Source organism: Thiospirillum jenense, assembly GCF_014145225.1.
Taxonomy (GTDB): domain Bacteria; phylum Pseudomonadota; class Gammaproteobacteria; order Chromatiales; family Chromatiaceae; genus Thiospirillum; species Thiospirillum jenense.
This window is the reverse complement of the sequence record NZ_JABVCQ010000088.1, coordinates 1-934: the sequence shown is the minus strand read 5'-3', so window position 1 is coordinate 934 and position 934 is coordinate 1. Positions and strand designations below refer to the sequence as shown.

Annotated in this window: 1 protein-coding gene; it reads right to left on the bottom strand. The window is 62.4% G+C overall.

Annotated features, from left to right (window positions below; all coding sequences use genetic code 11):
• On the bottom strand, positions 1-934 hold a 934-nt coding region (locus HUK38_RS14620), incomplete at both ends, for an Lcl C-terminal domain-containing protein (protein ID WP_182585049.1).

The window sequence follows — 934 nt, the reverse complement described above, 5'->3', positions numbered from 1 at the left end:
GGGTGCTAATCTTGCCGGCGACGCCCATGCTGACGCTGCCGAGGTACACGGTCCACGCGTGGGTCGTGAAGGAGGCTTTGGTGCTGGACGACCAATAGTTGAAGGACTGCACACCCGAGAACGGCCCCACCGAAGTCGACAAAATTCTCTGCGGATTGGTGGTTAGCGCACGGAGTTCGCTGATGGTCGGCAGGCGCCAGTCGCCCGCGACCGAGCCGTCGCTCAAGTCCGAACCGGTTACGCCAGATGCCAGCACTCCCGCACGGGTGTGCGCATCGTCTTGAGTTTCGCTGTCTTCCCATTTCTTTCTGCCACCCCAACTGGCGCTCTTCAGCCACACCAGACAGCGGCCCTTGGTCTTGTCGTCCACTGTTGCACCGAGCAGGTCGGTGACGGTGCCGTTGCCGTTGTCGCACCAGCGGGTGCCGACGAGAGTGCCGCCAGCGCAGTTGCACGGCGGCGTCTCATAGCTGCCGGTCACGCCGAAGATCACCGTGCCTTTCTTGATGTTGGCGGCGGCGAGGTCGCTATCGACCGTATCAAGCGGGGTGGTCGCGTAATAACCCGCAGATACCGTGGTGTTGGCGGCGGAGAGCGTTTGGGTTGGTATTGAGCCAGTCACTTCCGCACCATCCACCCAGGCTTTCTTGTTGAGCAAGATGTCATCTGCCACCGCATCGCCGCTGCTGGTGTCGACTACATTGGAATGGCCCGCGACGCCAAAGATGGAGACGCCGCTTTTGATGTTGTGACTGTTCAGATTCGCATCGCCCGCCACGACGCCGCTGCCGTTGTGATAGCCGGCGGTGATGGTCTGCGCGCTGGTGCTCGGCGTGATGTCTTGCGCGCCGTTATTCGCCATGGTGCCGGTCTGACCGCAGGCGCTGCTGTTGCAGAAGGTCTTGCCCGTCAGCACGTCGCCGACGGCGGCATC